This is a genomic window from Pseudomonas sp. (assembly GCF_030696055.1).
Taxonomy (GTDB): Bacteria; Pseudomonadota; Gammaproteobacteria; order Pseudomonadales; family Pseudomonadaceae; genus Aquipseudomonas.
Genome location: NZ_JAUYNP010000036.1, coordinates 1 through 4827 on the forward strand (window position 1 = coordinate 1; position 4827 = coordinate 4827).

3 protein-coding genes are annotated in these 4827 nt (G+C 63.7%); 2 read left to right on the plus strand and 1 reads right to left on the minus strand.

Going from position 1 to position 4827, the window contains the following annotated elements:
• On the plus strand, positions 1 to 155 hold a 155-nt coding region (locus Q8Q83_RS02030; RefSeq protein ID WP_305620684.1), incomplete at its 5' end, for a paraquat-inducible protein A.
• Entirely contained in the window at positions 148 to 2457 is a 2310-nt protein-coding gene (locus Q8Q83_RS02035) for a PqiB family protein (RefSeq protein ID WP_305620680.1), read from the plus strand. The genes Q8Q83_RS02030 and Q8Q83_RS02035, both read left to right, overlap by 8 nt.
• A gap of 51 nt (positions 2458 to 2508) precedes the next feature.
• Here the strand turns inward: Q8Q83_RS02035 and Q8Q83_RS02040 are convergent.
• On the minus strand, positions 2509 to 4827 hold a 2319-nt coding region (locus Q8Q83_RS02040), incomplete at its 5' end, for a chromosome partitioning protein ParA (protein WP_305620682.1).

Genomic DNA, 4827 nt, shown 5'->3' on the forward strand with positions numbered 1-4827 from the left:
TGGCGGTGGTCAACTTCGGCAGCCTGGCGAGTATCGAGCCGGGGCTCGGGGCCGCTGCATTCGCCAGCGTGGTGATCATGACCATGCTGGCCGCCTTAACCTTTGACCCTCGTTTGATTTGGGATAACACGGAGTCGGATGACGACCATGAATGACTTGCCGATGGCCAAAGCGCGCCCCGTTTCCAACTGGTCGGCGATCTGGGTGCTGCCGCTGATCGCTCTGCTGATCGGCGGTTGGCTGGGTTGGCGGGCCTACAACGAAGCCGGAATCGAGATTCAGGTGTTCTTCGCCAGTGGTGAGGGTATCCAGGCCGGCAAGACCGAGGTGATCTACAAAGGCATGCCGATCGGCAAGGTCATAGCGCTGGAGCTGGACGACAGTGGCAAGCAGCGCGGGGTGCGCGCCACCATCGAGATGGACAAGCGGGTCGAGCCGCATCTGCGCAGCAATACCCGTTTCTGGCTGGTCAAGCCGAGCGTGTCGCTGGCCGGCATCACTGGGTTGGAGACCCTGGTCTCGGGTAACTACATCACCGCCAGTCCAGGCGATGGTGAGCCGACCTATCATTTTACGGCGCTGAGCGAGCCGCCACCTATGGCGGACAGCGCTCCGGGGCTGCACCTGACGCTCAAGGCGGATCGTCTCGGTTCGTTGAACCGCGACAGCCCGGTGTTTTTCAAACAGATCCAGGTCGGTCGGGTTAAGAGCTACGCATTGGCCGAGGATCAGAGCACCATCGAGGTGAAGGTCTATATCGAGCCGGCCTTCGCCAGCCTGGTGCGCAAACACACGCGCTTCTGGAATGCCAGCGGCGTGTCCATCGACGCCGGTCTGTCGGGTGTGACGGTGCGCACCGAGTCGTTGGCGAGCATAGTCGCGGGCGGGATTGCCTTCGCCACACCTGAGCATCGCAAGGACAGTCCGCCGACTGACCCAAGCCTGCCGTTCCGCCTGTACGAGGATTTCGATACGGCGCAAGCGGGCATTCGGGTGTCCCTCAAACTGCATGAATTCGATGGCCTCGAACCGGGTCGCACCCCCGTCATGTACAAGGGCATCCAGATCGGGCAGATGAAAACCTTCAAGGTCGACGAGGACTTGAGTGGGGCTCGCGTCGAGTTGCTGCTGGATCCGCGCACCGAGGACTATCTGGTCGAGGGCACCGACTTCTGGTTGGTCAAACCCTCGATTTCCCTGGCCGGTATCACAGGTTTGGAGGCCTTGGTCAAAGGCAATTACATTGCGGTTCGGCCCGGCGAGAAGGGCGCTGCGCCACAGCGTGACTTCGTTGCCAGGGTCAAGGCGCCGCCGCTGGATGAGGGCGCGCCGGGCTTGCATCTGGCGCTGGTCAGCGATGCTCGGGGGTCCTTGGATGTCGGCAGCCCGGTGCTCTATCGGCAGCTGCGAGTAGGCTCGGTGCAGAGCTTTCAGTTGTCGCGGGACAATCAGCAGGTGGTGTTCGCCGTGCATATAGAGCCGGACTATGCCCATCTGGTGAACAACAGCACGCGCTTCTGGAATGCCAGTGGTGTCACCCTCAAGGGCGGCCTGTCCGGGATCGAGGTCAAGAGCGAGTCGCTGCAGACCTTGCTGGCTGGCGGTATCGCCTTCGAAACCCCCGATCTCAAGGCGGGCAAAGGGGCTAAGCAGGGGCAGCATTTCAGCCTGCATAAGAGCCAGGACAGCGCGCTGCAGCAAGGTTTGGCGCTGACTATCCGCGTGCCCCGCGGCGATGGCCTGAGCCCGGGTACGGCGATTCGCTATAAGGGGCTGGATGTCGGCAAGGTCGAGAGCATCGAGCTGACCGAGGATCTGCAGGCGGTAATTCTGTATGCCCGGGTGACCCAGGCGACCCAGCAGATCGCCCGGGCCGGCACGCAGTTCTGGGTGGTCAAGCCCGAGGTCAGCCTGACCCGCGCCGCCAATCTGGAAACCCTGGTCACGGGGCAGTACTTGGAGGTGCAGCCTGCGAGCAAACCCGGCGCCACCCAGACGAACTTTATCGCCAGCGATTCGCCGCCCAAGGCCACCATCAGCGTCCGCGAGCAAGGCTTGCGTCTGGTGCTGAGCGCCGCGCGCCGCGGTTCGATCAAGCCGGGAGTGGTGGTCAGCTACCGCGAGGTGCCGGTGGGCAAGGTCACCGACTGCGAACTGGGTCCCACCGCGGACCGGGTGTTGGTGCATATCCTGATTGAGCCGCGTTATGCGCCTCTGGTGCGCAGCGGTAGCCGCTTCTGGAATGCCAGTGGCATAGGGGTGGATGCCGGACTGTTCAGTGGCGTGAAGGTGCGCACCGAGTCGCTGGAGGCCTTGCTGGAAGGCGGCATAGCCTTCGCCTCGCCGGATAACCCGCAGATGGGCGGTCCGGCGCAGCCTGGGCAGACCTTTGCCCTGCATGAGGAGGTCAAGGAAGAGTGGTTGCGCTGGGCGCCGAAGATAGCCTTGGCGAAATAAACCATAAACAATCAGGGCCGCATTAGCGGCCCTGATTGTTTTAGCCGTGCATCACGCCGGTTCGCTGTCGGCGACTCGCGTTGCGCTACTGGCCTTGGCGCTGTCGCGACGTTGGATATATTTCCAATCCGCTTCGTCGATATAGATGCCGTTCGGCCCGCTGCCGCCCTCCAGGTCGATGGCCACGTGGGCCGAGACCTGGGGTTTGACCGAGGCCAGAATCGGCACGAAGCCCAGTTGCAGGCTGGTTTCGATCAGCGCCTGCTGGTTCTTCTCGTCGATATCCGCCGCCTCGTCCAGGTAGTAGGGCAGGCGCACGCGCCCGGCCTGGTCGCGGTCCATCAGGTGCAGCAACAGGTACATGTTGGTCAGCGCCTTGATGGTCATGGTGGTGCCGTTGGACGCCGCCCCATCGATGTCGGTGTGGATCACCGGTTGGCCATGCACCTTGGTGATCTCGAAGGCCAGCTCGAACAGGTCCTTGAGGCCCAGCTGGTTGTGGTTGGCCGCCACCAGGCGCGCCAGGTATTCCTTGGCTTCCTCGTTCTTGTTGTCCTGCTCGCTGCTCTGCTGCAGGTCGAACACCGACAGGGTCTCGCCTTCCTCATACTGACCGGCGCTGTGGATGATCTGATCGATATGTTTAAGCGCGTCCTTGTTCGGCGCCAAAACGATGCGAAAGCTCTCCAGGTTGGACACCTGGCGCTTGTTGATCTCGCGGTTGAACAGCGCCAGCTGGTGTTCCAGGTTGTCGTAATCGCTGCGGATATTGCGCAGGGTGCGGGCGATATCGGTGACCGCCGCCCGTCTGGCCTTGGCCAGGGTCAGGGCTTCGTCCTGCCGATGCGCATAGGCGTTGACCAGCAGGTACAGGCGGCGCTCGACATCGTCCTCGCTGTCGAACTTGGCCACACCCTTGAGGCGCACCTGGGCGTACAGCGCCTCGATCTGCCCGTCGACCCGTTGCAGGCCCTGCCAGGCGTCCTGGTAGTCGTTGAGCAGCGGCAACAGGTTGTCCAGGCTGTCGTCCACCGGGTCGGTGAAGGGCGTGCCGAACGGCAGGTCGGCCGGCAGCAGCTGACGGCGACGCAGGGCGTCTTCCAGGGTACGCTCCTTGGCTTCCAGGTCGGCCAGCTGGCGGCCGATCAGTTGCAGCTTGGCGGAGAGCTGCTGCACCCGCTCGGTAAAGGCGTCACTGGCGCGCTTGAGTTCGTCCTGGGCGGCTTCCCGCTGCGCCAGTAGCTCCAGCTTGGCGTCTTCTTCCACCGCCAGGGTCTGGCTGCGGCGGAAGTCTTCCAGGGCTTTTTGCGCGTCCAGCACGGCCTGGTACAGCTGCTCTGCCTGGGCCTTGCTGGCCGCGCGGTCGGCGGCCACCACCTGCTGGGTCTTCAGCTGCTTGTATTCGCGTTCCAGGCGGTCCTTCTGGTCGCGCAGCGCGGCGCGGTCGGCCAGGGCCTGCAGGGCCGGCGGCTCGATATGGCTGAGGTCGATGCTCAGCCCTGGAACCTGGAACTGCTCGCCCTTGAAGCCATCCAGCACCGCTTCCAGGGATTTGACCCAGGCGTCGCCGTCATCCAGCTGAATGCCTTTCTCGCCGAGCGGCAGGCTGAACAGCTGGCCGTTAAATAGGCGCATCAGGCGATCGACATCGGCCTGGCTGAACTCTTCGCGCAGGCGCGAGTAGCTGTTGTTGTCGGCGTGCTCGAGTTGCTGTTTGACCGACTTCAGGCGCTTCTCCAGGTCGGCGAGGCGCTCGTTGAGGTCTTCGCTGGAGAATTGCCGCGACTGCGCCAGGGCGCCGGCCAGCTCGTCGTGGGCATCCTTGGCGGCGAGCAACTGCGCTTCCAGCAACTTGACATCTGTGATGAGGGCGAAGCGGTTCTTCAGCACCGCCAGCTCGCCGAGCCAGCGCTGGATCTCGCTGATTTCGCGCTCCAGGCGCATCAGCTCCTGGGTGTCGCCGCGTTGTTCCTGTTGCAGGCCATCCTGCTCGCCACGGTAGTGTTCGGCCTGGATCACCAGTTCCTCGCGGCGCGCGCCGGCGTAGTCCTGCCAGGTGCCGAGCAGGGAGTCGAGCAGTGGCGAGATACGGTGCAGCTTGCCGCGCAGCAGTTCGCGCTGGCTGACGCCGGCGGCCAGGGCTTCGATCAGGGGACCGGCGCTGACCAGGGCCTGGTAGTCCTGCTCCATGCGCCGCACATCGCGGAAGGCTTCCTCGGTGGCGGCGATATAGTCGACGCTGCCCGAGCGCAGGCTGTGCTCGAAGGCATCGAGAAACAACTGCTTAAGCTTGGCCGCGGTGATTTCGCGCATATGCAGCAGGTTGATAAACAGCGCGCGGAAGGTCTTCAGGCTCTGCTCGCTGGTGGA

What these genes read in the sequence shown, in the direction of transcription:
- Q8Q83_RS02035 (WP_305620680.1), top strand. Translation starts at nt 148, where the DNA reads ATGAATGACTTGCCGATGGCCAAAGCGCGCCCCGTTTCCAACTGGTCG.